The 22,771-nt window shown below is 71.0% G+C and carries 25 protein-coding genes and 2 tRNA genes; 17 read left to right on the top strand and 10 right to left on the bottom strand.

Annotated features, from left to right (window positions below; genetic code table 11):
* Positions 1–34: 34 nt before the first annotated feature.
* From mshC to OED52_RS10335, 5 genes are read right to left on the bottom strand one after another with little or no spacing between them, the layout of a single operon-like run.
* Complete coding sequence (gene mshC / locus OED52_RS10355) at positions 35–1,276, bottom strand: cysteine--1-D-myo-inosityl 2-amino-2-deoxy-alpha-D-glucopyranoside ligase (RefSeq protein WP_264154531.1); 1,242 nt, start codon at positions 1,274–1,276, stop codon at positions 35–37.
* 55 nt (positions 1,277–1,331) lie between these two features.
* Complete coding sequence (locus OED52_RS10350) at positions 1,332–2,126, bottom strand: SCO1664 family protein (protein ID WP_264154649.1); 795 nt, start codon at positions 2,124–2,126, stop codon at positions 1,332–1,334.
* A gap of 4 nt (positions 2,127–2,130) precedes the next feature.
* Complete coding sequence (locus OED52_RS10345) at positions 2,131–2,721, bottom strand: DUF3090 domain-containing protein (RefSeq protein WP_264154530.1); 591 nt, start codon at positions 2,719–2,721, stop codon at positions 2,131–2,133.
* Between the two features lie 45 nt (positions 2,722–2,766).
* Complete coding sequence (locus OED52_RS10340; RefSeq protein WP_264154529.1) at positions 2,767–3,495, bottom strand: histidine phosphatase family protein; 729 nt, start codon at positions 3,493–3,495, stop codon at positions 2,767–2,769.
* A 36-nt stretch (positions 3,496–3,531) separates the two neighbouring features.
* Positions 3,532–4,365 (bottom strand): undecaprenyl-diphosphate phosphatase, encoded by an 834-nt coding sequence (locus OED52_RS10335; RefSeq protein ID WP_264154648.1) that lies wholly within the window; start codon positions 4,363–4,365, stop codon positions 3,532–3,534.
* A gap of 225 nt (positions 4,366–4,590) precedes the next feature.
* Between OED52_RS10335 and OED52_RS10330 the strand changes: the two genes are divergently transcribed.
* From OED52_RS10330 to OED52_RS10295, 8 genes are all read left to right on the top strand, one after another.
* Positions 4,591–5,529: an aldo/keto reductase gene (locus tag OED52_RS10330; RefSeq protein ID WP_264154528.1), complete on the top strand. Its 939-nt coding sequence runs from the start codon at positions 4,591–4,593 to the stop codon at positions 5,527–5,529.
* A gap of 90 nt (positions 5,530–5,619) precedes the next feature.
* Positions 5,620–6,285 carry a biliverdin-producing heme oxygenase gene (locus tag OED52_RS10325; RefSeq protein WP_264154527.1) on the top strand — a complete coding sequence of 222 codons (666 nt, stop codon included), beginning with the start codon at positions 5,620–5,622 and terminating at the stop codon, positions 6,283–6,285.
* Between the two features lie 3 nt (positions 6,286–6,288).
* Positions 6,289–7,335 (top strand): heme/hemin ABC transporter substrate-binding protein, encoded by a 1,047-nt coding sequence (locus OED52_RS10320; RefSeq protein WP_264154526.1) that lies wholly within the window; start codon positions 6,289–6,291, stop codon positions 7,333–7,335.
* A gap of 7 nt (positions 7,336–7,342) precedes the next feature.
* The gene (locus OED52_RS10315; protein WP_264154525.1) at positions 7,343–8,437 is read left to right on the top strand and encodes a FecCD family ABC transporter permease; all 1,095 of its coding nucleotides are present in this window, start codon (positions 7,343–7,345) and stop codon (positions 8,435–8,437) included.
* Positions 8,428–9,306 carry a heme ABC transporter ATP-binding protein gene (locus OED52_RS10310; RefSeq protein ID WP_413247760.1) on the top strand — a complete coding sequence of 293 codons (879 nt, stop codon included), beginning with the start codon at positions 8,428–8,430 and terminating at the stop codon, positions 9,304–9,306. The genes OED52_RS10315 and OED52_RS10310 overlap by 10 nt, the downstream gene beginning before the upstream one ends.
* Positions 9,307–9,444: 138 nt before the next feature.
* Positions 9,445–10,452, top strand: a complete 1,008-nt coding sequence (locus OED52_RS10305; RefSeq protein WP_264154646.1) for an NHL repeat-containing protein — start codon at positions 9,445–9,447, stop codon at positions 10,450–10,452.
* A complete protein-coding gene (locus OED52_RS10300; RefSeq protein ID WP_264154524.1) occupies positions 10,452–10,706 on the top strand; it encodes a DUF5703 family protein in 255 nt (84 codons plus the stop codon). The genes OED52_RS10305 and OED52_RS10300 overlap by 1 nt, the downstream gene beginning before the upstream one ends.
* Positions 10,707–10,764: 58 nt before the next feature.
* Entirely contained in the window at positions 10,765–11,835 is a 1,071-nt protein-coding gene (locus OED52_RS10295) for a quinone-dependent dihydroorotate dehydrogenase (protein WP_264154523.1), read from the top strand.
* 67 nt (positions 11,836–11,902) lie between these two features.
* On the opposite strand, the gene OED52_RS10290 is transcribed toward OED52_RS10295, so the two are convergent.
* Positions 11,903–12,445, bottom strand: coding sequence for a YbhB/YbcL family Raf kinase inhibitor-like protein (locus tag OED52_RS10290; RefSeq protein ID WP_264154522.1), 543 nt, complete (start codon positions 12,443–12,445; stop codon positions 11,903–11,905).
* A gap of 23 nt (positions 12,446–12,468) precedes the next feature.
* On the bottom strand, positions 12,469–13,821 hold the full coding sequence (locus OED52_RS10285) for a M20/M25/M40 family metallo-hydrolase (RefSeq protein WP_264154521.1): 1,353 nt from the start codon (positions 13,819–13,821) through the stop codon (positions 12,469–12,471).
* Positions 13,822–13,952: 131 nt separating this feature from the next.
* Here OED52_RS10285 and OED52_RS10280 point away from each other — a divergent pair.
* Together OED52_RS10280 and OED52_RS10275 are read left to right on the top strand one after the other, a co-directional pair.
* Positions 13,953–14,038 (top strand) — tRNA-Leu (locus OED52_RS10280).
* Positions 14,039–14,313: 275 nt separating this feature from the next.
* Positions 14,314–14,399, top strand: a tRNA-Leu gene (locus OED52_RS10275).
* 59 nt (positions 14,400–14,458) lie between these two features.
* On the opposite strand, the gene OED52_RS10270 is transcribed toward OED52_RS10275, so the two are convergent.
* A complete protein-coding gene (locus tag OED52_RS10270) occupies positions 14,459–14,692 on the bottom strand; it encodes a PLDc N-terminal domain-containing protein (RefSeq protein WP_264154520.1) in 234 nt (77 codons plus the stop codon).
* An 89-nt stretch (positions 14,693–14,781) separates the two neighbouring features.
* Here OED52_RS10270 and OED52_RS10265 point away from each other — a divergent pair, with 89 nt between their 5' ends.
* The 7 genes from OED52_RS10265 (at position 14,782) to OED52_RS10235 (ending at position 21,040) form a co-directional block, all read left to right on the top strand.
* A complete protein-coding gene (locus OED52_RS10265; protein WP_264154519.1) occupies positions 14,782–16,251 on the top strand; it encodes an SDR family NAD(P)-dependent oxidoreductase in 1,470 nt (489 codons plus the stop codon).
* Between the two features lie 140 nt (positions 16,252–16,391).
* Positions 16,392–16,763, top strand: a complete 372-nt coding sequence (locus OED52_RS10260; RefSeq protein ID WP_264154518.1) for a universal stress protein — start codon at positions 16,392–16,394, stop codon at positions 16,761–16,763.
* A gap of 40 nt (positions 16,764–16,803) precedes the next feature.
* The gene (locus tag OED52_RS10255; protein WP_264154517.1) at positions 16,804–17,196 is read left to right on the top strand and encodes a DUF2784 domain-containing protein; all 393 of its coding nucleotides are present in this window, start codon (positions 16,804–16,806) and stop codon (positions 17,194–17,196) included.
* Positions 17,197–17,209: 13 nt separating this feature from the next.
* Positions 17,210–18,445, top strand: a complete 1,236-nt coding sequence (locus tag OED52_RS10250) for a saccharopine dehydrogenase family protein (protein WP_264154516.1) — start codon at positions 17,210–17,212, stop codon at positions 18,443–18,445.
* 275 nt (positions 18,446–18,720) lie between these two features.
* Positions 18,721–19,680 (top strand): sulfite exporter TauE/SafE family protein, encoded by a 960-nt coding sequence (locus OED52_RS10245; RefSeq protein WP_264154515.1) that lies wholly within the window; start codon positions 18,721–18,723, stop codon positions 19,678–19,680.
* Positions 19,681–19,773: 93 nt separating this feature from the next.
* Positions 19,774–20,352: a hypothetical protein gene (locus tag OED52_RS10240; protein ID WP_264154514.1), complete on the top strand. Its 579-nt coding sequence runs from the start codon at positions 19,774–19,776 to the stop codon at positions 20,350–20,352.
* A 70-nt stretch (positions 20,353–20,422) separates the two neighbouring features.
* Positions 20,423–21,040, top strand: coding sequence for a hypothetical protein (locus OED52_RS10235; RefSeq protein ID WP_264154513.1), 618 nt, complete (start codon positions 20,423–20,425; stop codon positions 21,038–21,040).
* Here OED52_RS10235 and OED52_RS10230 read toward each other — a convergent pair.
* Together OED52_RS10230 and meaB are read right to left on the bottom strand one after the other, a co-directional pair.
* Positions 21,026–21,703, bottom strand: a complete 678-nt coding sequence (locus tag OED52_RS10230; RefSeq protein ID WP_264154512.1) for a lysoplasmalogenase — start codon at positions 21,701–21,703, stop codon at positions 21,026–21,028. The two genes, OED52_RS10235 and OED52_RS10230, sit on opposite strands and share 15 nt — an antisense overlap.
* 4 nt (positions 21,704–21,707) lie before the next feature.
* Positions 21,708–22,766 carry a methylmalonyl Co-A mutase-associated GTPase MeaB gene (gene meaB, locus OED52_RS10225; RefSeq protein WP_264154511.1) on the bottom strand — a complete coding sequence of 353 codons (1,059 nt, stop codon included), beginning with the start codon at positions 22,764–22,766 and terminating at the stop codon, positions 21,708–21,710.
* Positions 22,767–22,771 lie beyond the last annotated feature (5 nt).

The raw sequence follows: 22,771 nt of genomic DNA, 5'->3' as shown, positions 1-22,771 counted from the left end.
CGCGGCGACGAAAAGTGCGCACTCAGAATCGAATTCAGCGCAGATTCACACCCAGCAGGGCGTCGACCGCGTCGGCGAACAGACCCGGCGCGCCCGCGTCGTCCCCGCCCCGCTCGACGGCGAAGGTCGCCCACGCGTCGAGGGCGTCGAGGGCCTTGGGGGTGTCGAGGTCGTCGGCGAGGTGCTGACGCAGCCGCGCCACCACGTCCTCCGCCGACGCCGCCGACGGCAGGGCCGCGGCCTGCTTCCACAGCGCCAGGCGGGCCTGGGCGGCTTCGAGCACATCGTTCGTCCAGGCCCGGTCGACACGGTAGTGCCCCGACAGCAGGCCCAGGCGGATCGCGGCGGGCTCGACACCCTCGCCGCGCAACTTGGACACGAACACCAGGTTGCCGCGCGACTTCGACATCTTCTCGCCGTCGAGGCCGATCATGCCGGTGTGCACGTAGTGGCGGGCGAAACGTCGGTCGCCGGTCACGGCCTCGGCGTGCGCGGCGGAGAACTCGTGGTGCGGGAAGATCAGGTCGCTGCCGCCACCCTGCACGTCGAAGCCCGAGCCGATGCGGTTGAGGGCGATCGCGGCGCACTCGATGTGCCAGCCGGGGCGGCCGTCACCGAACGGCGAGGGCCAGGCCGGCTCACCTGGGCGCTGCGCGCGCCACAGCAGCGCGTCGAGGGGGTTGCGCTTACCGGGACGGTCCGGGTCGCCACCGCGCTCGGCGAAGAACCGCATCATCGTCTCGTGGTCGTAGCCGGACTCGTAGCCGAACTGCTCGGTCGCGTCGGTCCGGAAGTAGACATCCGGGTACTCGGGGTCGTCGACGACGTAGGCCGCGCCGGAGGCGACGAGCTTCTCGACGAGCTCGACGACCTCGTTCACCGATTCGACGGCACCGATGTAGTCGCGCGGCGGCAGCACTCGCAGCGCCTCCATGTCCTCGCGGAACAGGGCGGTCTCGCGCATGCCGAGGACGACCCAGTCCTCACCGTCGCGCTCGGCGCGTTCGAACAGCGGGTCGTCGACGTCGGTGACGTTCTGGACGTAGTGGACGTCGTGGCCGGCATCGCGCCAGATGCGGTTCACCAGGTCGAAGGTCAGATAGGTGGCGGCGTGGCCGAGATGGGTGGCGTCGTAGGGGGTGATGCCGCACACGTACATGGTGGCGGTGGCGCCCGGCGTGACCGGGCGCACGGCACGGTCCGCGGTGTCGTACAACCGCAGCGGAGGCCCCTGACCGGGGACGGACGGGATCGCGACGTCGGACCAAGATTGCATGGATACGAGCCTAATAGAGCCGGGGAGCGGCGCCACGCGGGCACCCGGCCACCGGTCAGAAGGCAGGCCAGGGGATGCGCCGGTCGCCGCGCGGCTGCGGCATGACCGGCTCGTCGAGCAATCGCACGATGCGGCGGCGCAGCGCGTCGACCTCGGCTTCGGTGATGTGTTCGTGCAGCTGTTCGGCGAAACCGCCGTCGAAGTGCCGCAGCAGCTTGTCGAGGTCGGTGAGCAGCGTCGGGTCCACCGGGTCGCCGCTCCAGCCCCACAGCACGGTGCGCAGTTTGTCCTGCTGGTGCAGGCAGATGCCGTGGTCGACACCGTAGACGTGCCCGTCGAGGGATTCGAGGACGTGCCCGCCCTTGCGGTCGGCGTTGTTGAGCACGACGTCGAGGACGGCCAGGCGCCGCAACCGCGGGTCGTCGGCGTGCACGAGCACCACCTCGGCGCCTTCGTAGTCGCGGGCCCGCAGGATGGGCAGCCAGCCCTCGGTGACCGCGTCGACCGGGCACAGGTCCACCAGTTCGAGGCCGTCACCGGGTTCGCGGGTGTCGATCCAGCGCTGCACCATGCCGGTGCCGTAGGGGCCGTCGCGCAGCACCGTCAGCGGAATCGCGTCCCAGCCCAGCGCCTCGGAGATGAGATAGGACGCGACCTCCCGGCCGGCGAGGGTGCCGTCGGGGAAGTCCCACAGCGGCCGCTCCCCGCGCACGGGCTTGTAGACGCAGCGCACGACGGTGTCGTCGAGGCGCGCGTCGCACACCAGGGTCGCGTTGCTCGCATGCACGACCTGCCCGACGATCTCGAGGTCGCCGTCGGACAGGACGGTCCGCACGTCCGGGCCCGTCACGTGGTCAGCTTTCTTCCTCACGGAACCACGAGGTCGGGTCGAAGCCCGGGGTGCGCAGGTAACCGTTGGTGCGGATGCAGATGTGTCCGCTGCGGCCGATGGGTTCGCCGCACAGCGGGCACGGGGTGCGCCCGGCCGCGACCACCAGTTCGGAGCGGGCCGCGAACTCGCGGGCCTGCGCCGGGGTGAGGAACACCCGCACCGCGTCGGGGCCCTCCTCGGTGTCGTCGAGCACCACCGACTCGTCCAGTTCACCCTCGGTGACGGCGAGCAGTTCCACGACCACCGAGGCGGAGTCGGCGTCCCAGCCGAGCCCCATGGTGCCGACACGGAACTCCGCGTCGATGGGGGTCACCAGCGGGCTGACGTCGATCTCCGGGTCGTCGGGGATCTCGGTGCCGAACCGGCGCTGCACCTCTTCGAGCAGCAACCCCATGCGGTCGGCCAGGATCTGCACCTGCTGCTTCTCCAGCAGCACGCTCACCACTCGGGACTCGTGAACGGCCTGCAGGTAGAACACCCGGTCGCCCGGTTCACCGACGGTGCCGGCTACGAACCGGTCGGGTGTCCGAAACACGTGTATCGCGCGGGCCATCGCACCTCCTCGAGTCCCTCACTCTGCCATGCCGGTCCACTGTCATTATCCGCGCGTCGACCCCGACCCATCGGTGGCCGCCTTGCCGTCCGGTTCGGTGACCGCGCCGGGGACCTCTCCTCCGGGTACGGATTTCGGGGCCGCCGGGCCGGCGAGGCCCGACAGGTCCGAACCCGTGTCGTTCACCCGCAGCACGAACGGGCGGACGTCGGTGTACCGGACGACGCTGATCGAGGCGGGCTCGGCGACGATGCGCTGGAACCCGTCGAGATGGGTGGCGAGCGCGTCGGCGAGGACCGACTTGATGACGTCGCCGTGGCTGCACGCCACCCACACCACGTCCCTGCCGTGCTGCTCGTGCAGGCGCCGGTCGTGTTCGCGGATCGCGGCGACGGCCCGCGACTGCACCTGCGCCAGTCCCTCTCCGCCGGGGAAGACCGCGCCGGAGGCGTGCTGCTGCACCACCGACCACAGCGGTTCCTTGACGAGGTCCTTCAGTTCCCGGCCGGTCCACTGCCCGTAGTCGACCTCGGCGAGCCGCTCGTCGATCACCGGTTCGAGACCGCGGTCGGTGGCCAGCGGCTGGACCGTCTGGCGGCAGCGCAGCAGCGGCGAGCGCACGATCTCGGCGATCTCGAGCCCGGCGAACCGCGCCACGAGATTCTTCGCCTGGACGTGGCCGACCTCGTCGAGTTCGACACCGGGGGTGCGACCGGCGAGGACGTGCGAGGTGTTCGCCGTCGATCGCCCGTGTCGCAGCAGGATGACCGTCATGTGCCCAGACTAGAGGCACACCGGACGGTCGGCGGGTCAGGTGGCCGAGACCACGCCGGTGGCCAGCAGGGCGAGCACGACGGCGCCGAGGATCACCCGGTAACCGACGAACCAGTACATCGAATGGTCGACGACGAACCGCAACAGCCACGCGATCGCCGCGTAGCCGACGGCGAACGCGATCACCGTGGCCACCAGCAGCTGGGCACCGGAGGCGTTCAGCCCCTCCCCCACCGGTTCGAAGGCGTCGGGCAGGCTGAACAGGCCCGACGCGACGACGGCGGGGACGGCCAGCAGGAACGAATAGCGCGCGGCGGCCTCGCGGGTCAGGCCGAGGAACAGGCCGGCGGAGATGGTGCCGCCGGAGCGGGACACGCCGGGGATCAGCGCCAGCGCCTGCGCCGACCCCATGATCAGGCCGTCCTTCAACGTGAGCTGCTCGACGCCGCGGCGCTGTCTTCCGAAGTACTCGGCGGCGGCGATGACGAGCGAGAACACGATGAGCATGGTGGCGACGAGCCACAGATTGCGGGCGACGGTGCGGATGTCGTCCTTGAACAGCACCCCGAGGACACCGATGGGAATGGTGCCGAGGATGACGTACCAGCCCATCCTGTAGTCGTGGTCGGTGCGGTGCTCACGGTGCAGCAGCCCGCGGAACCAAGCGCGCAGGATGCGCGAGATGTCGGCGGCGAAGAAGACCAGCACCGCGGCCTCGGTACCGAGCTGGGTCACCGCGGTGAAGGAGGCACCGGCGTCTTCCCCGAAGAAGATCTCGGAGACGATGCGCAGGTGCCCGGACGAGGAGATCGGCAGGAACTCGGTCAGGCCCTGCACGATGCCGAGGACGATGGTCTGGACCCAGCTCATCGACTCGCCGGTCACGCCGCGCCCTCCCCGGCGGCGATCACGGACGGATCGGGTGGGCGACACCGGAATCGCGATGCGGTTCTCACCCCGCGAAGGCTACGTGGTGGTAACGAATGCGGCGCGCCGGAACGGCATCGCCCGCCCCCGGCGCATTAGGGTGCTTACACGGAGCCGGCGGCCGGATGCCGCCGGGCTCCATCCTGTCGGGAGGAAACGCGGGCGGTTATGGAATACAGGACTGTAGGTGCGAGCGGACTGCGGGTGTCACGGCTCGGTCTGGGCACCTTGACGTGGGGACGGGGAACCGACGGCGACGAGGCCGCGGCCCAGTTGTCGGCGTTCGTGGATGCAGGAGGAACGCTCGTCGACACCTCCCCCGCCTACGGGGACGGCGTGGCCCAGCGGATCCTCGCCGAACTGCTCGACGACGTGGTGCCCCGCGACCAGCTGGTGCTGTCGGGCAGCTCCGGCATCGACACCACCACCCTCGGCTCGCGGCGCGTGGACTGCTCCCGCTCGGGTCTGCTCAATCAGCTCGACGCGACGCTGCGTGAGCTCGGCACCGATCACCTGGACGTGTGGCAGGTCGCGACCTGGGATCCGCACACCCCGGTCGACGAGGTGATGGACGCGCTCGAGTTCGCGGTCACCAGCGGACGCGTCCGCTATGTGGGTGTGCGCGGCTATCTGGGCTGGCAGCTCGCGACCGCCGCCGCCGCGGCCCGGCGTCCGGCGCCGTTGGTGAGCACCCAGGTCGAGTACTCGCTGCTCGCCCGCGGTGTCGAGGAGGAACTGATCCCGGCGGCCGCGCACCACGGCATCGGCGTGTTCGCCGCGGTGCCGCTCGCCGGCGGGGTGCTCACCGGCAAGTACCGGTCGGGCATGCCCGCGGATTCGCGCGGCGCCGACGACGTGCACACCGAGGAGGTGCGCCGCTATCTCACCGAGTCGGCGGTGCGGGTGGTCGACGCGGTGGTCACCGCCGCCGACGGCCTCGGCACGTCCCCGCTGGCGGTGGCGCTGGCGTGGGTGCGCGACCGGCCGCACGTCGCGTCGACGCTCGTGGGGGCGCGGGATCTCGCGCAGCTCACCGGGGTGCTCGTCGCCGAGGAATTGGCGTTGCCGCCGGCGATCGCCGCGGCTCTCGACGACGTGAGTGCGTAGTTCTCGGGACTCCTGACCGTCCGGATCGCGAAGGTTAGGCTAGCCTGCGATGTTAGATTCGGGCAGGTGCTACGTGAGGGAGGTCGGTCGATGACCGCAACCGAAGTCGTCGGATTCGCCGAACGCATCCGGTTGGAGACGCAGGCGGCGCACAGCGCCACCGAGAACTCGGTGTTCGTCTCGGAACTGCTCGGCGGCAAGCTGTCGACCGAGGCCCACGCCGAGCTCATCGCCCAGACCTGGTTCGTCTACGACAGCCTCGAACGGATCGGCCGCGGCTACACCGACGACCCGATCGTCGGCCCGTTCCTCAGCGACGAGCTGCTGCGTACCGCGGCACTCGAGGCCGATCTCGACTTCCTGATCGGCCCGGACTGGCGGACGCGCATCGCCCCGCTGCCGGCCACCGTCGCCTACGTCGACCGGCTCGAAACGGTCGCCGCGACCTCCCCCGAGGCGTTCCTCGCCCACCACTATCTGCGCTATCTCGGCGACCTGTCCGGCGGTCAGATCATCCGGCGCATGCTCGAACGTGCCTACGGCTACGAACGCGACGGCCTGCGCTTCTACATCTTCGACGACATCCCCAAGACCAAGCCGTTCAAGGACGACTACCGCGCCAAGCTCGACGCCGCCCCGCTCGACGCCGGCCAGCAGCAGGCGGTCATCGACGAGGCGATCCTCGTGTACGGGCTCAACGGCGCGTTGTTCGCCGATCTCGCCCGCGACATCGACCGCTACCGGGTGCAGGCCTGACCGATGGCCGGCCCCGAAGCACCGACGCGTTCCGCCGCCCGTCTGCTGACCGCGCTGCTCGCGGTGCTCACCGTCGCCGTCGTCGGTGCGTGCAGCAGCCCCTCCACCGGTGGGGAGACCGTCGAGACCGAGGTCGTCACCGGACCGCGTACCGCCGTCGTCGACGCCGAACCCGAACCGATCACCACCGACCCGGAACCGGCACTGCCGGCCACCGTCCGCGGGGCCGACGGCGTCGAGACCACGATCACCGATGTGTCCCGGATCGTCGCGGCCGACCGCTCCGGCACCCTCGCCCAGACCGTCTACGCGCTCGGTCTCGGCGACAACCTCGTCGGCCGCTCCACCCCGTCGTTCCCCGCCATCGAGGACGTCCCCAACGTCACCCCGGGCGGGCACGGGCTCAACGCCGAGGCGATTCTCGACCTGAACCCCACCGTGGTGCTCACCGACACCTCCATCGGGCCGCTGGCCGTGCAGGAGCAGATCCGCGCGGCGGGGGTGCCCGTGGTCTTCGTCGACCCGGAACGTTCCCTCGACACGGTCGCGGCCGACATCGAGTCGGTCGCTGCAGCCCTCGGGGTCCCCGAGGAGGGCAGGGCCCTCGCCGACCGCACCCTTGCCGAGATCGATGCGGCGAAGGACTCGATCCCGGCCGAGCACCCGGAACCGACCGTCGCCTTCCTCTACCTGCGCGGCTCGGCGATCAAGATGCTCGGCGGTCCCGGTTCCGGCGCGGACGCCCTGATCGCCGCCGCCGGGGGTCGCGACGCCGGTGTCCTCGCGGGCCTGGACTCGGAGTTCGTGCCCATCACCAGTGAGGCGATGATCGCGTCGTCGCCGGACATCATCCTCGTGATGACCCACAGCCTCGAGTCCGTCGGCGGCGCCGAGGGCATGGCCCGGTTGCCGGGTGTGGCGCAGACACCGGCCGGGAAGACCGGCACCATCGTGGACATGGACGATTCGATCCTGCTGAGCTTCGGCCCGCAGTCGGGCAGGGTCCTCGCCGCCCTGGTGGAGGCCTTCTATCCGGCCGACGAGTCGTGATCGCGGCATGTCCGTGAACGAGGTCACCGAGTCCACCGGCCTTCCCGACAGAGCTCTGAAGAAGGCCGGTGCCGGACGCACCACCGTCGTGTTCGTCCTGCTGGTCGCCGTCCTGGTCGTGCTGGCGATCGTGTCCGCCTGCCTCGGGCAGGTGCCCACCGGTCCCGCCGAGGTGGTCGGCAGCCTGCTGCACCGCATGGGCCTGGACCTCGGTCCGCTGCCCGCGCACCCCGCCGGGGAGGTGACGCTGTGGGAGGTGCGCTTCCCCCGCGTGGTCCTGGCGATGCTCGTCGGCGCCGCCCTCGGCTGCGCCGGTGCGCTGCTGCAGGGCATCTTTGCCAATCCCCTCGCCGAACCCGGTGTCATCGGGGTGTCCTCCGGCGCCGCGGTCGGCGCGTCCGCGGTGATCGTGCTCGGCGGGGTGTTCACCGCCGGCTGGGCGCTCGCCGGGGCGGCGCTGCTGTCGGGTCTGCTCACCACCGTGATGGTCTACGCGCTGTCGCGGTCCAACGGCCGCACCGAGGTGGTCACCGTGATCCTCACCGGTGTCGCGGTCAACGCCGTCGCCGGGGGTCTGATCGCGCTGTTCACCTTCGTCGCCAGCCCCGCCGCCCGCGACCAGATCGTGTTCTGGCAGCTCGGCAGCCTCGGCGGCGCCACCTGGAACATCGTCGCCGTGGTCGCGCCGCTCACCCTGGCCGGGGTGGTCGTCTCGGCGCTGCTCGCCCCGAAACTCGACCTGCTCGCCCTCGGGGAGAGCGTCGCCCGGCACCTGGGTGTCGACGTCGAACGCGTCCGGCAGCTGGCGATCCTCGCGGTGGCGGTGCTGGTCAGCGGCGCCACCGCGTTCACCGGCATCATCATGTTCGTCGGCCTGGTCGTGCCGCACCTGATGCGGCTGGCGCTCGGTCCGGCGCACCGCACCCTCGTGTGGGCCAGCGTGCTCGCCGGGGCCGTGGTGCTGCTCGCCGCCGACCTCGGCGCCCGCACCCTCGTCGAGAACGCCGACCTGCCGCTGGGCATGATCACCGCGCTCATCGGCGGACCGGTCTTCTTCCTCATGCTGCGCCGCACCCGGGCCCGGCAGGGAGGCTGGGCGTGAACCTGCTCCCCCGCCTGCCCGTCCCCCGTCTGCCCGGCCGCGACGACCTCCCCTCCCGCTCCGCGCCGGGGACCGTGACCATGCGCGGCACCGGTCTGCGGTTGCGGCGCGGCGACCGCGAGATCCTCCACGGCGTCGACTTCGCGGTCCGCACCGGTGAGGTCGTCGCCCTCGTCGGCCCCAACGGCGCCGGCAAGTCCACCGTGCTCGCCGCGCTGTCCGGGGACCATCCGCTCAGCGGCGGCAGCGTGGAGATCGAGGGGCGGCCGCTGGACGGCTGGTCGTCGCTCGCGCTGGCCCGCCGCCGCGCCGTGCTGCCGCAGCAGCACACCGTCGGCTTCCCCTTCACCGCCCGGCAGGTCGTGCAGATGGGCCGGGCCGCCTGGGACCGCACCCCCCGGCAGGACGACGACGAACGTCTCGTCGCCGAAGCATTCGCGACCTGCGATGTCACCCACCTCGCCGACCGGCCGTTCCCGGCGCTGTCCGGCGGCGAACGCGCCCGCGTGGCCCTGGCCCGGGTGCTCGCGCAGGACACCGAGACGCTGCTGCTCGACGAACCGACCGCCGCCCTCGACCTCGGCCACCAGGAGGCGGTCATGCAGGTCGTGCGCCGCCGCGCCGACGACGGGCACGCCGTGGTGGTGGTGCTGCACGATCTCGGGCTCGCCGCCGCCTACGCCGACCGGATCTGCGTGCTCGAACAGGGCCGCATCGTCGCCGACGGCTCCCCCACCGAGGTGCTCACCGAGGACCTGCTCGGCCGGGTCTACCAGTATCCGGTCACCGTCACCGCCCATCCGGAAACCGGTACCCCACTGGTGCTGCCCCGGCGCAGTCCTCACAGTGCGCCCACCACGGCGGGCTGAGCGGCAGGTCACATCCGCGCGGCGGCGGCGAACCCCCTGCCCCGCCGCGGCCGGGCATCGGCAACACTGGGAGGGTGGCGTGCCGGACGCCGGAAGTGTCCGGAACGCGAGTCGAGCGAGTCACGAGGAGCGATGACGATGGGCAGAGCCGGGATCCGAGCGGCCACGATGGTGAGCGCGATCGCGTTGGCCGCACTGACCGGATGCTCGTCGGAGAACGGCTCCGAGGGCCTGCAGACCATCGAACCCGCCACCCCCGCCGCCGCCCCCGAGGTCGGTCCCGCTCCCGCCGGTGACGTGCGGCCGCTGGACACGGCTATCGCGAGCCTGGTCGTCGAGCCCGGCACCGGCACCCTCGCTGCGCTGAGCCTCGACGGCGCGCAGGTGCTGCTGTTCGACGACGCCACCGCCACCCCGCGCACCGTGGACCTGCCGAGCACCGCTACGACCCTCGCACCCGGTCCCGCCGGCACCGTCCTCGCCCCCGCCGCCGGCTTCGTCGCCCGCGTCGACGTCGCGGACGGGAGGGTCGAGGAGGTCCTCGTCGACGCCACCGCCGTGTCGGTGGCGGTGCTGCAGGACGGGACGTGGCTCGTCGGCACCGACGACGGCCGGGTCCTCCTCGTCGACCCCGCCACCGGAGACCGGACCGGTTCCATCGGCGGGCTCGCCTCCGCCGACGCGTTCGCCGTCACCGACGACGGGGTCGCCGTCCTCGACCGGCGCCAGACCTCGCTGACCGAACTCGACCTCGACGACCGGCGGCTCGGCGCCGCGCTGCGCGCCGGGGACGGCGCCACCCAGCTGGTCACCGATCCGTTCGGACGTGTGACCGTCACCGACACCACCGACGGGGAGCTGCTCGTCTACACGCTCGACACGATCATGCTGCGGCAGCGTTATCCCGTCGGACCTGCGCCCTACGCTGTGACATACGACGGAACACGCGATCTGGTGTGGGTAACCTTGACCGGCAGCAACGAGGTCGTGGGCTACGATCTGTCGACCGGGATCCCGCAGGAACGCCACCGCTTCGCCACGGTGCGGCAACCGAACTCGATCGCCGTCGACCCGGACGATGCGGCACTGGTGATCGCCTCGGCGACCGGTGACGGACTGCAACGGATCCCGATCGAAGGACAGTGATGGCGAACGAGCGAATCGGACGGCTCACCCGGCTGCCGGTCGGTTGGGACACCAGCAACGACGAATACGAGTACGTGCCGTTGAAGCTGCCCCGGGACGTGTCCCGGGTGAGTGCCTCGATGCGCCTGGCGATCTCCGCCGAGTTCCACGGTTGGGAACTCACCCGGGTGCGGTTGTATCCGGACGGGAGCCGGCGGGTGCTGCTGCGCCGCCGCAAGACCGCCCATCACGTCCCCGAACCCACCGTTCGCTGACACACCGTCGATGACCAGATCCCGGACCACCCCGGTCCGGGCTTGCAGGGAGTAGTTCGTGTATCGCTTTCTTCTGCGGCTCATGTTCCTGTTGCCGCCGGAACGAGCCCACCACCTGGCGTTCCTCGCGATGCGCTGGGTGACCCGCTTCGGGCCGATCCGGGCGCTGGTGGCGAAGGTCCTCGTCACCGACGACCCGATCCTCCGCAACACCGTCTTCGGTGTGGAGTTCCCCGGCCCGGTCGGTCTGGCCGCCGGTTTCGACAAGGACGCCACCGGCGTCGACGCGTGGGGGCCGCTCGGCTTCGGCTTCGCCGAGGTCGGCACCGTCACCGCGCAGGCACAGCCCGGCAACCCGGCCCCGCGCCTGTTCCGGCTCCCCGAGGACCGCGCGATCGTGAACCGGATGGGTTTCAACAACCACGGTGCCGGGGAGGCCGCCAACCGGCTGCGGCAGCGCCGGCGCACCGTGCCGATCGGCGCGAACATCGGCAAGACCAAGATCGTGCCCGCGGAGCAGGCCGCCGAGGACTACACCGAGAGCGCCCGGCTGCTCGGCCCGCTGGCCGACTTCGTCGTCGTCAACGTCTCCTCCCCCAACACCCCGGGGCTGCGCGACCTGCAGGCCGTCGAGTCGCTGCGCCCGATCCTGCAGGCGGTGCTCGACACCGTCACCGTGCCGGTGCTGGTGAAGATCGCCCCCGACCTGTCCGACGAGGACGTCGACGCGGTGGCCGACCTCGCCCTGGAGCTGGAGCTGGCGGGCATCGTCGCGACCAACACCACCATCCGCCGCGACGGGCTGAAGACCCCGCGCAGCCGCATCGACGAGATCGGGGCCGGCGGCCTGTCGGGTGCGCCGGTGGCCGAACGTTCCCTCGAGGTGCTGCGGCGCCTGCGCGCGCGGGTCGGTGACCGGCTCGTGCTGGTCTCCGTCGGTGGCATCGAGACGCCGGAGCAGGCCTACGAGCGCATCCTCGCCGGCGCGTCGCTGGTGCAGGGCTACACCGGGTTCATCTACGGCGGCCCGTTCTGGGCGCGTCGCATCAACCGCGGTATCGCCCGCAAGCTGCGGGCGCAGGGCTACCGGTCCATCGCCGACGCGGTGGGTGCCGCCGCGCGCGTCTGATCGTTCCCACGCAACGGGGCCCGGGTCTGTGCGACCCGGGCCCCGTTCGTCGTCGTGCGACGGTGTGTCAGCGGACCTCGTAGGTGCCGGTGAGCAGGCCGCGCGCGATGGCGTGTCCGAAGACGTTGAAGCCGAGGAAGGCCGGGGTGGAGTCCGGGGTGACCCCGTCGAGCTTCTCGACGTCGAGGGCGTGCACCGCGACGATGTAGCGGTGGTGGCCGTGGCCGGCCGGCGGGGCGGCGCCGATGAACCCGAAGTCACCGCCGTCGTGACGCAGGGTCACCGTGCCCTCGGGCAGTGCGTCCGAGCCGGGGGTGCCGGCACCGGCGGGCAGTTCGGTGACGCTCGCCGGGATGTTCGCCACGGCCCAGTGCCAGAACCCGGAGGCGGTGGGGGCGTCCGGGTCGAAGATCGTCACCACGAAGCTCTTGGTCTCGGCGGGGAAGCCGGACCAGGACAGCTGCGGGGAGACGTCGCCGCCGCCGGGGATCCCGAACGCGCCGCTGGCCTGGGGCAGCTTCCACTCCTCGCCGTCGGCGAAGTCGGTGCTGGTGACCTCGAAGGTGGGCAGCTCGGGCAGGAAGCTGTACGGGTCGTAATCGAAAGCCATTCCGGTCCTTCCGTGATTCGTTTCTAGGCGTGCAGGAGGAAGTGTTCCATGACACGGGTGCCGAAGCGCAGCGCCGAGACGGGCACCCGCTCGTCGACACCGTGGAACAGGGCCGCGAAGTCCAGTTCGGGCGGCAGCTGCAGCGGCGCGAAACCGAAGCAGCGGATGCCGAGCTTGGCGAACGCCTTGGCGTCGGTGCCGGCGGAGAGCATGTAGGGCACGGTGCGGCCGATGGGATCGTGCGCGAGGATCGCCGCGTTCATCGCGTCCACGAGATCGCCGTCGAAGGTGGTCTCGTAGGAGTCGAGGCTGGTGATCCACTCGCGGGTGACGTTCGGGCCGATCAGCTCGTCCACGGTGCGTTCGAACTCGGCGAGCCGGCCGGGCAGGATGCGGCAGTCGACGACGGCGTGGGCGGTGCGCGGGATGACGTTGGCCTTGTAGCCGGCGTCGAGCATCGTGGGGTTGGCGGTGTCGCGCAGGGTCGCGCCGACGATGCGGGCGATCGACCCGAGTTTGGCGAGGGCACCGTCGAGGTCGGGCGAGGCCGGATCGAAGTCGAGTCCGGTCTCCTCGCTCACCACGGCGAGGAACTCGGCGACGGAATCGTTGACGACGAGCGGGAAGGTGTGGGCGCCGAGGCGGGCGACGGCGCGGGACAGGACGGTGACGGCGTTGTCCTCGTGCAGGAACGAGCCGTGCCCGGCCACGCCGGTGGCGGTCAACCGCATCCAGCCCATGCCCTTCTCGGCGGTCTCGACCATGTACAGGCGCCGTTCGGTGCCGTCGGGGCGGGGCACGGTCAGGGAGAACCCGCCGACCTCGCCGACGGCCTCGGTGACGCCCTCGAACAGGTCGGGGCGGTTCTCCACCAGCCACTGCGAGCCGTACCTGCCGCCGGCCTCCTCGTCGGCGACGAAGGCGAACACCAGATCGCGGGGCGGCACGATGTTCTCGGCCTTGAAGTACCGGGCGACGGCGATCATCATGCCGACCATGTCCTTCATGTCCACCGCGCCGCGACCCCACACGTAGCCGTTCTCGACGGCGCCGGAGAAGGGGTGCACGCTCCAGTCGGCGGCCTCGGCGGGCACGACGTCGAGGTGGCCGTGGAGCATGAGCGCCCCGCGGTGCGGGTCGGCGCCGGGCAGGCGCGCGAAGACGTTGCCGCGGCCGGGCGCCCCGGATTCGACGTAGGTGGTCTCGTAGCCGACCTCCTCGAGCAGGGAGGCGACCCACTCGGCGCACTCGCGTTCACCGCGGGTGGTGTCGGGTTCGCCGGTGTTCGAGGTGTCGAAGCGGATGAGGCGGGAGACGAGGTCGACGACCTCCTCCTCGGCCCGGGACGGCTGGTGGGCGCTGGTGTGTATGGCCATGGCCGTATGTCTACCACCGCCCGCCCGACGCCTACGAGAGTTCGGATCACCGCAGGTGAGGACAGCGATTTGGGTCCGGCGGCGCGGTGGGTTACTCTTTCACAGCGCCCGCGAGAGCGGGAACGGCTTCGGTCCGAGTGGCGGAATGGCAGACGCGCTAGCTTGAGGTGCTAGTGTCCTATTAACGGACGTGGGGGTTCAAGTCCCCCCTCGGACACTCTGAGTCGAGACAGACGACGAAGGCCCCGAACTTCTGGTTCGGGGCCTTCGTCGTTTCTCGTTCCGGCGGCGGTCGCTCCGATTCTCGTCGTCCGTTGCGGCGATGGGCGCAGCGGACGACGAACAGACGCGTGGATCCACGGGGTGCGGGTGGACGGCCGGGCCCCGAAACTGGGGTTGAAGTGGCGTTTTGGGAATCAGGCGCCCCATGCGCTACTGTTTTCTCAGCGCCCGCGGGAGCGGGTTCTACCGACATGCCCCGTGCGGGCGTCGGTCCGAGTGGCGGAATGGCAGACGCGCTAGCTTGAGGTGCTAGTGTCCTATTAACGGACGTGGGGGTTCAAGTCCCCCCTCGGACACTCCGAAACACGAAGGCCCCGAACCGGATTCCGGTTCGGGGCCTTCTGTTCGTCGGGGCTCAGTCGCGCCGGCCGGAACGGAAGTACCGGATGGGTCCGACGAAGTTCACCGCGATCGTCAGCGCCCAGCGCGCCTTGCTGCCGTTGACCTTGTCGGCCGGGCGCTTCGCGAGATCGATCCAGGCAGCCGAGGCGAGCGTGATCTGCACGACGGCGAGCACGACCACGAACACCTGCTGGGGGCGGCTCATCTCGGAGAACTTCTTCTTGCGGGGCAGGCGCGGACTCGCCATCTGTGTTCCTCCATACAGCTCAGGGGCGTACGAACACGCTCATCATGCCCGATACGATCGGGGATACAGCACCACACCGGAAAAGGCAGATGAACCTCCACAGCGACACCCCGCACGCGGCCGAGACCGCAACCGTCACCCGTATCGATCCCGACGATCTCGCCACCTGCCTGCGGGTGCTCGACCAGGCCGCCGGCCTCGACGCCGACCATCCGGATGCGATCACCGTCCAGCGCGCCGTCGGCCACATGTTCAAGAAGTTCAAGCGGCTGCGGCGCAACGAGGCCCGCAAGCAGCGGGTCGCCGCCGACCGGGAAGTGCTGTCCGCCACCGCCACCGCCTCCCCCACCCGCATCGACGACGAGACCGCGGGGCTGCCGCTGGTGTCGACCGTCCGCGGGGCCAGCGCCGGCACCCTGTTGCGTCCGCGGCACTGCTACGTGTGCAAGGACAAGTACACCCAGGTGGACGCCTTCTACCACCAGCTGTGCCCGTCCTGCGCGGAGGAGAACCACGCCAAGCGCGACGCCCGCGCCGACCTGCGGGGCAAGCGCGCCCTGCTCACCGGCGGCCGCGCGAAGATCGGCATGTACATCGCGTTGCGGCTGCTGCGCGACGGCGCCCACACCACCATCACCACCCGTTTCCCGAATGACGCGATCCGCCGGTTCTCCGCCCTCGAGGACAGCGCCGACTGGCTGCACCGGCTGCGGATCATCGGCATCGACCTGCGTGATCCCGCACAGGTGGTGGCGCTCGCCGACGACGTCGCCGCGCAGGGCCCGCTCGACATCCTCATCAACAACGCCGCCCAGACGGTGCGCCGCTCCCCCGGCGCCTATTCGGCGCTCGCCGAGGCCGAGGCCGATCCGTTGCCCGCGGGTCCGCGCCCGGAGGTGCTCACCTTCGGCAAGCCGTCCGACGCGCATCCCGCCGCGCTGGCGGGATCGCTGCCCGCGGAACTGACGGCGCAGTCGCTGACCTCCCTGGCGATGGTCGCCGGGTCGGCCACGCCCGAGCGGATCGCCGCCGGGGTGGCCGTCGACGCCGGTGGGCTGCTGCCCGATCTGGTGGACACCAACAGCTGGGTGCAGACGGTCGGCGAGGTCGAGCCCCTCGAACTGCTCGAGGTGCAGCTGTGCAACTCGGTGGCACCGTTCATCCTGGTCAACCGGCTGCGGCCGGTGCTCGCCGCGTCCCCGGCGCGCCGCAAGTACGTCGTCAACGTCTCCGCGATGGAGGGACAGTTCGGGGGCCGCCGGTACAAGGGGGCCGGGCATCCGCACACCAACATGGCCAAGGCGGCGTTGAACATGCTCACCCGTACCAGCGCCGAGGACATGTTCACCGACGGCATCCTCATGACCTCCGTCGACACCGGCTGGATCACCGACGAGCGGCCGCACCACACGAAGATGCGGCTGGCCGAGGAGGGCTTCCACGCCCCGCTCGATCTCGTCGACGGCGCGGCCCGCGTCTACGACCCGATCGTGCAGGGCGAGGCCGGGGTGGACGTGTACGGCTGCTTCCTCAAGGACTACCGCCGCGTCCCCTGGTGATCCGGTGCGGCAGCGGTCCGGCGAGACCGGGCCGACACGCCGCCCGCTGTGGAGACCGGTTCCACACCCGTGCGCGTGGCCGCCACCCCGCCGGGGTGGAGATAATGGACGCCGTTGTCGGTTCCCGCTCGAGGAGAGTCATGTCTGTCGCTGTCGTTCACGCCGATACCCCGGAGGGGCGCGTCGCACTGCGGGCTGCCGTGCGCGAGGCCGCCGACCGGAACCAGCCGCTGGTGGTGCTGCACCCCCTCGACGATCCCGGCGAGGCCGAGGCGGTGCGGGAGCAGGTGACCGCGGTGGCCGGGGACAACGGCTGGGAGCTGCTCTCGGAGGTGCACGAGGGCGACCCGGTGGGCACCACCGTGCAGCTGCTCGAGCGCAGCGGCGCCGAACGGGTGGTCATCGGCAGCCGGGGACGCACCGCGACCGGCAAGTTCCTGGTGGAGCGGGCGGTGCAGCGGTTGATCACCGAGTCGTCCGTGCCGGTGCTGGTGATCAAGCCCGAGGACTAGGGTCCTCCCGCACGCCGGTCCTCCGATCTACGCTGGGGACATGGCGTTCCGGGTGATCGCCGACCTCACGGCATGCGTGCATCTGCTGTTCGTGCTCTACGTCGCGTTCGGTGGTTTCCTGGCGTGGCGGTGGCCGCGCACCATCGTCCTGCACGTGGCCGCGGTGCTCTGGGGTGGTGCGTCGGTCCTGGTGGGCTTCGACTGCCCGCTCACCGATGTGGAGAACTGGGCGCGACGCTCGGCCGGGCAGGCCGGTCTGGACCCGAACGGTTTCATCGACCACTACCTGACCGGGGTGATCTATCCCGAATCGGCGCTCGGGCTCGTGCGGGCACTGGCCGCCGCGTGTGTCGTCGTCTCCTGGGTCGGGGTGTGGCGCCGGGCGAAGCGGGCCGATCGTGTGAGGAAGCTCGCATCCGGCAGCTACCCGTGAGTAGGGTGGGGCCATGACTGCCTCCCGGGATCTCGACATCGTCGTCTACGGCGCGACCGGATTCGTCGGCCGCCTCACCGCCGCCTATCTCGCCGAGCACCTCCCGGCCGGTGTGGCCGTCGGGCTCGCGGGCCGCACCCGCAGCAAACTCGAGAAGCTCGCCGCCGAACTCGGCGTCGACTGGCGGATCGCCGAGGCGGACGCCGACGACCCCGCCTCCCTCACCGCGCTGGCGGAGTCCACCCGCGTGGTGATCTCCACCGTCGGCCCCTACGCCCGCTACGGCATGCCGCTGGTGCAGGCCTGCGCCGAGGCCGGCACCGACTACGTCGACCTCACCGGTGAGGTGCTCTTCCACCGGGAGAGCATCGACCGGTTCGACGAGACCGCGCGCCGCACCGGCGCCCGCATCGTCCACTCGTGCGGGTTCGACTCGATCCCCTCCGATCTGGGGGTCCACGCCCTGTACCGGGCCGCGGCGGCCGACGGCACCGGGCCGCTCCTCGACACCACCTTCGTACTCAGTGCCTTCCGCGGCGGCGTCAGCGGCGGCACGATCGACTCGCTGCGCCAGCAGCTCGACGTGGTCCGCAAGGACGCGGACGCACGCAGGCTCGCCGCCCGGCCCTATTCGCTGTCGCCGGATCCGTCGAAGGAACCCGATCTCGGCCGCCAGAGCGATCTGGTGATGCTCGACGGCAAGGCGATCTCCCCCGAACTGAAGGGCCGCACCGCGCCGTTCGTCATGGCCACCTACAACACCCGGATCGTGCGCCGCAGCAACGCGCTGCGCGACTGGGCGTACGGGCGGCGGTTCCGCTACCGCGAGGTCGTCGGGGTCGGGTCGTCGCCGCTGTCGCCGCTCTTCGCCGGTCTGGTCGGTGCCGGTACCGCTGCGCTCGCGGCCGGGCTGATGTTCCCGCCCACCCGGTTCGTGCTGGACCGGCTGCTGCCGAAGCCCGGCGAGGGCCCGTCCGAGAAGGTCCGGGAGAACGGCTTCTTCATCGCCGATCTGTACACGACGACCGAATCCGGGGCGCGCTACACCGCGCGGTTCGCGGCGAAGGGCGATCCGGGTTACAAGGCGACCGCGGTGATGCTTGCCGAGTCGGCGCTGTCGCTGGCGGTCGGCGGCGCGGAATTGCACGCCGGGGGTGGGGTGCTCACCCCGGCGGTCGCGTTCGGGGACGTGCTCACCGACCGGTTGCGCGCGGCGGGCTTCGAGATCGGGGTGCGGCGCCTGACCTGATCCCCCCCTGGGCGAGTCCACCCCTGAGGTGCCCTGCGCCCGCACCAGGGTTATGCTCGACCGGATTCTTATTCGCCACCGCGACCGACAGCAAGGACGACGACATGCACGCGACGGGCTTCGAGACGGCTCCGGCCTCTCGCCTCGCGCTGATGTCCTTCTGGCCCACCCGTCGCGGCGCCTGCTTCGACTGCCTGTGTCGTACCCCGGAGTGTTGCTGAGCGCTTCGGCGCTCGTCCGTCTTCCCCGGGTACTTCCAGCTTTCGGAGCACTGCATGTTGAATCTGCTCGTCTTCACCCTCGTCGGCGTCGGCGCCCAGCTCGTCGACGGCGCCCTCGGCATGGCCTTCGGGGTCACCGCCACCACCCTGCTGCTGTTCAGCGGGGTGGGTCCGGCGCACGCGAGCGCCGCGGTGCACCTCGCCGAGGTCGGCACGACTCTCGTGTCCGGCGCGTCGCACTGGCGGTTCCGCAACATCGACTGGAAGGTCGTGCTGCGGCTGGGCGTGCCGGGTGCGATCGGCGCGTTCCTCGGTGCGACGGTGCTGTCCGGGCTGTCGACGAAGGCCGCCGAACCGGTGACGGCCGGGATCCTGCTGGCCATCGGGGTGTACGTGGCGCTGCGGTTCTCGGTGCGCCCGCCCGCGGTCGCGCACGCCCGCACCTCCCCGCACACCGCGAAGTTCCTGTCGCCGCTGGGCTTCTTCGGTGGGTTCATCGACGCGAGCGGCGGCGGGGGCTGGGGCCCGATCACCACGAGCACCCTGCTCTCCCGCGGTAAGACCGCCCCGCGCACCGTCATCGGGTCGGTGAGCGCCTCGGAGTTCCTCGTCGCCCTGGCCGCGAGTGCGGGCTTCGTGTTCGGGCTCGGGCACGAGTCGCTCGGCAATCTCGTCATCGTCGCGGGCCTCGCCCTCGGCGGGGCGATCGCGGCGCCGGTCGCGGCCTGGCTCGTCAGCCGGGTGCCCGCCACGCTGCTGGGCACGGGCGTCGGTGGTGTCATCGTGCTGACCAACGCCCACAAGCTCGCCGGTGCGGCCGGTCTGACCGGCGGTGGGCTCGCCGCGGTCTACGCCCTGATCCTCACGGCGTGGGTGGCGTTGCTGACCGTGTCGTGGAAGCGGTCGCGGCTCACCCGCGCGGAGAAGGACGGCTCGCTCGAACCGCTCGCCGAACCCACCCCCGCGGTGCTGCGCGAGCCCGCGGAAACACCCTCCGGCACGCCCGCGAACTGACCCCGAAGGTGCCGCGCCACAACGAAAATCGCGGTCTTTCCGCCTGGTCACGACGGATGCCCGACGGGCCGACATAATCGCTATCATGCCCGCGTGCGACAAAACCCGATACACAAGAGTGTCCCCGTCGTTCTCGCCGGCGGCCTGATCCTGGCCGGTTGTTCGTCCGGCGACGAGAACCCCGAGATCCGCAATGCCGCCGACGTCGGATCCGCGAGCACGACCGCGTCCGAGTCCCCGTATCTCGTGAGCGTCGCCGAGCGTTTCCCCACCTGCGAGGCCGTCGGCGGCACGATCGCCCCCTACGTCGACGGCCTGGTCCTGTCCCCCGGCAGCACCGTCGACCGGACGAAGGTGTTCTGCGAGTGGAAGGCCCCCGAGGGCGAGTCGCCCGCGGGGATCCGCTCGGTGGAGATCTCCATCGATCCCGAGACGGTGACCTCCGCGACCGCCGCGAAGACCGGGCTCGTCACGATCCCGGACGAGCGGATCGAGGCGGTGGGCGGCTTCGCCCACAGCATGCCGATCAACATGCCCGGCACCGCCGTCACCGCGACCGGAGTGGAGTTGCCGCGGGCGTCGGTGTCGATCACGGTGAGCGGCCGCGACACGCAGGTCGTGCTCGATCCGGCCGGTGGCGTCGAGGTCGCCAAGGTTCTTCTGGGCCTGTAGGAGAGCGGCGTCGCGGACCGCGACCGCAACGGAGAACCAAGATCACATACCGCTCGTACTGGTAGTTACGATGCCCCGTGTGAACCACACCCGTTACGCGGTCGCATCCGCGGCCCTCGCCGGCGCTCTGCTCCTCGGGGCCTGTTCCTCCGACGATTCGGTTTCCGAGTCGCCGGTATCCGATTCCTCGACTTCCGGTTCCACGGCGACCGTCGACGCCGACGCCCTCGCCGGTGCGAGCGCGCTCGACGGCGACATCCTGGACCGCTTCTCGAGCTGCGACGACGTCGCACCCGCCGTCGCCCCCTACATCGAGGGCCTGGCGCTGCAGCCGTCGAGCACCGTCGACGAGTTCGGCGTCCTGTGCCTGTGGGAGACCCCGGACAGCGCCACGAGCCTCGCCGAGATCCGCTCGGTGGAGATCACGGTGGCCCCGTCGGCGGGTCCCGTCCCCACTGCGAGCGACCTCGGGGCGGGCGGTCTCGTGCCGGTCCCCGATGCTGCCGTCGAGGAGGCGGGCGGTATCGCCTACACCCTGGACGAGGCCATCGCGGTGGCCGCCGTCTCGGTGACCCACGTGCAGCTCCCCGACGTGGAGGTGTCGATCTCCGGGGGCCGATGGGGCGATGCGCCGGCACTGGATGCCCCCGCGGCCGTGGCCGTCGCCAAGCAGCTACTGGGTCTGTAACACCCGCTGATCGTGTGCGGTGAGCACGCCGCGCACGATCAGCGCCTGCGCCGCGATGTAGGTGGCCATGATCCAGAACCCCATGGCGGGCAACTCCGCGTCGACGAAGGCACGGACGGCGATGAGCGCGTCGGAGACCACGAACAGCACCGCGCCGATCGCCGCCGGCCGCGACACCCCGGTCGCCAGGATCGCCATCGCCGCCAGGCACGACGCGTAGACGGCCATCGGGACGACGAGAATCCCTGCGGCGGACACGCACACGGCGAGTATCGCGACGACCGCGACGGCGTAGAGACCGACCACCCACGGCCGGGTGCGCAGCACGCTCGCGGTCCGGTAGGGCAGGAACCCCACGATGTAGGTGAGCTGGGCGCACAGGAAGAAACCGACGAGCACCAGGAACGACGCGTCGCCGTCGACGAGATCCGGCGCGGTGTCACCGAGCCACGAAAATCCCAGTGCCACAAGGGTGGACACGACGAGACGGCTGCGCGGGGCCGAGGTGACGAGCGCGAGCCCGGCCGCGAGCAGCGGCATGAGGAACCACTGCGAGACATCGGTGAACGCCGACTCCGGCGCGACGAGCTGCGAAAGCAGATGAGCCGCCGCGCCGATCGCGCACGCACCGAAGACGGTGCCGGCGATCGCGCGGCGGCTCACGGGCTCAGGAATCCCGGCCGTCCGACGTGCCCGAGGCGGTGTCGTCCACCCCGTCGAAGGCGTCGAGCAGGCGCTTGGCGGCCAGGGCCGCGGTGAGCGAACCGTCCCGCACGGACGCCTCGACGTCGCCCCGGATCGCCTTGACCCGCGGGGACGTCTCGAGGCGGCGCAGCAGCTGGTCGTGCACCATCGTCCACGTCCAGTCCACCTGCTGGCGGCGCCGGTTCTCCTCGAACAGGCCGGCCTCGGTGAGCACCCTCTTGTGCTCGAGCACGGTGTTCCAGAAGGTGTCCAGACCGGTGCCGGTCATGCCGCTCATGGTGATCACCGGCGGCTTCCAGATCGCGTCGTGCGGATGCACCATGCGCATCGCACCGGCGAGTTCGCGGGCGGCGACCCGCGCGTCGCGTTCGAACTCCCCGTCGGCCTTGTTGACGGCCACCAGATCGGCGAGTTCGAGCACGCCCTTCTTGATGCCCTGCAGCTGGTCGCCGGTGCGGGCCAGGGTCAGGAAGCAGAAGGTGTCGACCATGTTCGCCACGGTCACCTCGGACTGCCCGACACCGACGGTCTCGACGAGGATCACGTCGAAACCGGCCGCCTCGAGCAGCACCATCGTCTCGCGGGTGGCCTTGGCGACACCGCCGAGCGTGCCCGCGGACGGGGACGGCCGGATGAAGGCGTCGGGCTGCACCGCGAGCCGTGCCATGCGGGTCTTGTCACCGAGGATCGACCCGCCGGTGCGGGTGGAGGAGGGGTCCACCGCCAGCACCGCGACCCGGTGTCCCTGCTCGAGCAGGTACATGCCGAGGGCGTCGATGAAGGTGGACTTGCCGACCCCCGGCACCCCGGTGATGCCCACCCGGATGGCGTTGCCCGCGTGCGGGAGCAGGCGCAGCAGCAGCTGCTGCGCCTGCTCCCGGTGGTCGTCGCGGGTGGACTCGATCAGCGTGATCGCCCGGGCCAGGCCGGCTCGCTCGTTGGCGAGCACGGCCCGTTCCAGGGCGTCGACGTCGACGGGACGCCGACGGGTCTTCGGTGCGTCGACCGAGGTGTCACTCATTGTGC

This window comes from Rhodococcus sp. Z13 (assembly GCF_025837095.1).
In the GTDB taxonomy this organism is placed as follows: domain Bacteria; phylum Actinomycetota; class Actinomycetes; order Mycobacteriales; family Mycobacteriaceae; genus Rhodococcus; species Rhodococcus sacchari.
Note: the sequence above shows the minus strand (reverse complement) of the source record. Positions and strands in the feature narration are given on the sequence as shown.

Excerpts from the sequence above, each read along its gene's own strand:
- OED52_RS10315 (WP_264154525.1), top strand. The coding sequence starts at position 7,343 with ATGTCCGTGAACGAGGTCACCGAGTCCACCGGCCTTCCCGACAGAGCT.
- OED52_RS10345 (WP_264154530.1), bottom strand. The coding sequence starts at position 2,721 with ATGGCCCGCGCGATACACGTGTTTCGGACACCCGACCGGTTCGTAGCC.
- OED52_RS10260 (WP_264154518.1), top strand. The coding sequence starts at position 16,392 with ATGTCTGTCGCTGTCGTTCACGCCGATACCCCGGAGGGGCGCGTCGCA.
- OED52_RS10255 (WP_264154517.1), top strand. The coding sequence starts at position 16,804 with ATGGCGTTCCGGGTGATCGCCGACCTCACGGCATGCGTGCATCTGCTG.
- OED52_RS10305 (WP_264154646.1), top strand. The coding sequence starts at position 9,445 with ATGGGCAGAGCCGGGATCCGAGCGGCCACGATGGTGAGCGCGATCGCG.
- OED52_RS10320 (WP_264154526.1), top strand. The coding sequence starts at position 6,289 with ATGGCCGGCCCCGAAGCACCGACGCGTTCCGCCGCCCGTCTGCTGACC.
- OED52_RS10245 (WP_264154515.1), top strand. The coding sequence starts at position 18,721 with ATGTTGAATCTGCTCGTCTTCACCCTCGTCGGCGTCGGCGCCCAGCTC.
- OED52_RS10335 (WP_264154648.1), bottom strand. The coding sequence starts at position 4,365 with ATGAGCTGGGTCCAGACCATCGTCCTCGGCATCGTGCAGGGCCTGACC.
- meaB (WP_264154511.1), bottom strand. The coding sequence starts at position 22,766 with ATGAGTGACACCTCGGTCGACGCACCGAAGACCCGTCGGCGTCCCGTC.
- mshC (WP_264154531.1), bottom strand. The coding sequence starts at position 1,276 with ATGCAATCTTGGTCCGACGTCGCGATCCCGTCCGTCCCCGGTCAGGGG.
- OED52_RS10340 (WP_264154529.1), bottom strand. The coding sequence starts at position 3,495 with ATGACGGTCATCCTGCTGCGACACGGGCGATCGACGGCGAACACCTCG.
- OED52_RS10285 (WP_264154521.1), bottom strand. The coding sequence starts at position 13,821 with ATGGCCATACACACCAGCGCCCACCAGCCGTCCCGGGCCGAGGAGGAG.
- OED52_RS10270 (WP_264154520.1), bottom strand. The coding sequence starts at position 14,692 with ATGGCGAGTCCGCGCCTGCCCCGCAAGAAGAAGTTCTCCGAGATGAGC.
- OED52_RS10290 (WP_264154522.1), bottom strand. The coding sequence starts at position 12,445 with ATGGCTTTCGATTACGACCCGTACAGCTTCCTGCCCGAGCTGCCCACC.
- OED52_RS10250 (WP_264154516.1), top strand. The coding sequence starts at position 17,210 with ATGACTGCCTCCCGGGATCTCGACATCGTCGTCTACGGCGCGACCGGA.
- OED52_RS10330 (WP_264154528.1), top strand. The coding sequence starts at position 4,591 with ATGGAATACAGGACTGTAGGTGCGAGCGGACTGCGGGTGTCACGGCTC.
- OED52_RS10325 (WP_264154527.1), top strand. The coding sequence starts at position 5,620 with ATGACCGCAACCGAAGTCGTCGGATTCGCCGAACGCATCCGGTTGGAG.
- OED52_RS10300 (WP_264154524.1), top strand. The coding sequence starts at position 10,452 with ATGGCGAACGAGCGAATCGGACGGCTCACCCGGCTGCCGGTCGGTTGG.
- OED52_RS10235 (WP_264154513.1), top strand. The coding sequence starts at position 20,423 with ATGCCCCGTGTGAACCACACCCGTTACGCGGTCGCATCCGCGGCCCTC.
- OED52_RS10265 (WP_264154519.1), top strand. The coding sequence starts at position 14,782 with ATGAACCTCCACAGCGACACCCCGCACGCGGCCGAGACCGCAACCGTC.